This is a genomic window from Nitrospirota bacterium (assembly GCA_040756155.1).
GTDB lineage: Bacteria > Nitrospirota > Thermodesulfovibrionia > JACRGW01 > JBFLZU01 > JBFLZU01.
The window spans coordinates 22,923-24,907 of sequence record JBFLZU010000017.1 but is presented as its reverse complement, the minus strand read 5'-3'; the positions used below and the strand labels follow the sequence as shown (position 1 = coordinate 24,907).

Annotated in this window: 5 protein-coding genes and 1 pseudogene; 5 read left to right on the top strand and 1 reads right to left on the bottom strand. The window is 39.0% G+C overall.

Annotated elements, in window-relative coordinates; translation table 11 throughout:
• Positions 1-124: 124 nt before the first annotated feature.
• The 4 genes and pseudogenes from AB1488_01520 (at position 125) to AB1488_01505 (ending at position 1,251) form a co-directional block, all read left to right on the top strand.
• Positions 125-346, top strand: a complete 222-nt coding sequence (locus AB1488_01520) for an addiction module protein (protein MEW6408776.1) — start codon at positions 125-127, stop codon at positions 344-346.
• A complete protein-coding gene (locus AB1488_01515) occupies positions 343-648 on the top strand; it encodes a type II toxin-antitoxin system RelE/ParE family toxin (protein MEW6408775.1) in 306 nt (101 codons plus the stop codon). The genes AB1488_01520 and AB1488_01515 overlap by 4 nt, the downstream gene beginning before the upstream one ends.
• 190 nt (positions 649-838) lie before the next feature.
• Positions 839-1,039 (top strand): annotated as a pseudogene (locus AB1488_01510) (transposase).
• Entirely contained in the window at positions 952-1,251 is a 300-nt protein-coding gene (locus AB1488_01505; protein MEW6408774.1) for a hypothetical protein, read from the top strand. The pseudogene AB1488_01510 and the gene AB1488_01505 overlap by 88 nt, the downstream one beginning before the upstream one ends.
• On the opposite strand, the gene AB1488_01500 is transcribed toward AB1488_01505, so the two are convergent.
• Positions 1,238-1,471, bottom strand: coding sequence for a hypothetical protein (locus AB1488_01500; protein MEW6408773.1), 234 nt, complete (start codon positions 1,469-1,471; stop codon positions 1,238-1,240). The genes AB1488_01505 and AB1488_01500 overlap by 14 nt on opposite strands.
• 133 nt (positions 1,472-1,604) lie before the next feature.
• Here AB1488_01500 and AB1488_01495 point away from each other — a divergent pair.
• Positions 1,605-1,985, top strand: a 381-nt coding sequence (locus tag AB1488_01495) for a gamma-glutamyl-gamma-aminobutyrate hydrolase family protein (protein MEW6408772.1), incomplete at its 3' end; no start/stop codon positions are given.

The following is a 1,985-nucleotide window of genomic DNA, read 5'->3' as shown; positions in this document are numbered from 1 at the left end:
CAAATACAGGCAGGCCAGTTCGACAACATAGAAATAAGAGGTGTATGAAAGATTTGTAAATTTTAGCTAAAATAGGTTAAAATAGATAGCAGATGCAAAACAAATAAAGCAAGGGGGTATAACCATGAAGAAGATAACAGCAACAGATACTATTGCATTGTCAATACCTGAAAGAATCCAACTGGTAGAAGATATTTGGGATACAATAGCCACAGAAGCTGAGGCTATTGAATTAACAGAAGATGAGAAAAGGATAATTGATGAACGATTGGAGGCTTATCATAGAAACCCTGATTTAGGTTCTCCATGGGAAGATGTTTATAAAAGAATATTGAACAGACAATGAAATATAAGGTCATTGTCAGGCCTGAAGCCGAAGATGACTTAAAGGAATCCTTTTCCTGGTATGAAGATAAACGGAGAGGGTTAGGTTATGACTTCCTTTTGCAGGTCGATGCAGGAATCAACTTCATCAATAGAAATCCTGAAATTCATCCAATAGAATACAAAGGAACAAGGAAACATCTTATCAAAAGGTTTCCATACAAAATCATTTATCTTATAGAGGGAGAAAAGATAATAATCCTTGCTGTAATTCATGGCAAGAGAAGACCTGATTTAATAAAAAAGAGAGTAGATAGCATCTAACGAATCATTCCTGCGGATGGCGAATCGCCACCGCAGAATTCTACGTTAGCTGAATAAAATCGGCTATGTATATACTAATAAACCAGGGGACAACAAAATAGGGACAGCCTGGCTGTCCCTATTAATGTACCTAGTAATGTATGAAGAGTATAGAGAGCGAATGAGAGAAAAGATAAATACCGCTGAAGGCAGAGCGATTTACGGGAAACGAAAATGTTTGGTGGAACCAGTCTTCGGCCAGATAAAAACGAGGGGTGGATTCAGCCAGTTTCTTCTGAGGGGATTAGAGAAGGTAAGGATTGAATGGAAGATAGCAGCAACAGCCCACAACCTGTTAAAGATTACGGCAGCGATAATGAGAAAGGAACGGATGCTGCCAGCCTTAGAGTAAGATTAAAAGGATGGGGGACTTTTGATACTTTTATGAAAAAAGGTTCTGTTAGCTCAGAAATTGAAAAAGAGTTTTTAGACAAGCTCAGTGTCCCTAAGATTTCCCCTATGATTTCCCAAAAAGATGCAAATTCTAACCGTTACAGGAAAAAGAAAAGAAAGGGAAGATTTTTAGAGGTTTTAGGTGGTATGGAACTGATTATTTGGTCCTAAGCCTCTCGTATTTTTCATCCCCAACACACTGTCTTGCTACTGGACACCAGTCAATACACGAGGGTTCAGGGACCCTCGAGTTTATAAAGCCACACCTTTTACACCTTGCTTCTACTTCGTCAGACCATATCTCAACCGTTTCCCCGCAGAGGCGACATTTTATATCCTCTGGTGCTGGTTTTTTTATCCTTTCGCTTCCAGGACAACTTTCCTTTAACATCTTTACCTCTCAAAATGTCATTTTATTATACAATAATCTATCTGCCAAGAAAATTTCAATGATTTACATCATATTAAACAAATGGAAAAAGCTCTATAAGGTTTGTTAAAATGAAAAATAAAGGGGTGAAAAAATGACTAAAGAAATGTTTCTTGTTCTCCAGCATGTTAAAAGTGAGGGAATAGGGGTCTTTGAGGATGTCCTGAAGAAAAAGGACATCGGACATAAGACCGTAAGGCTCTGGGAAGGAGACAGGGTTCCTGATAACCTTGATGGATATAGGGGACTTGTTGTTATGGGAGGTCCTATGGGAGTCTATGAAGAAAACAGGTATCCATTTCTCAGGGATGAAATAAGGCTTATTAAAAAGGCAATAGCAGAAGATTTTCCTGCCATCGGCATCTGCCTTGGTTCCCAGCTCATAGCAGAGGCATCAGGGGCAAGGGTCTATCCTGGAGATGTAAAAGAGATCGGATGGTATGAGATCAATGTGACAGAAGATGGCATGAAAGAT

Excerpts from the sequence above, each read along its gene's own strand:
- AB1488_01520 (MEW6408776.1), top strand. The coding sequence starts at position 125 with ATGAAGAAGATAACAGCAACAGATACTATTGCATTGTCAATACCTGAA.
- AB1488_01515 (MEW6408775.1), top strand. The coding sequence starts at position 343 with ATGAAATATAAGGTCATTGTCAGGCCTGAAGCCGAAGATGACTTAAAG.
- AB1488_01505 (MEW6408774.1), top strand. The coding sequence starts at position 952 with ATGGAAGATAGCAGCAACAGCCCACAACCTGTTAAAGATTACGGCAGC.
- AB1488_01500 (MEW6408773.1), bottom strand. The coding sequence starts at position 1,471 with ATGTTAAAGGAAAGTTGTCCTGGAAGCGAAAGGATAAAAAAACCAGCA.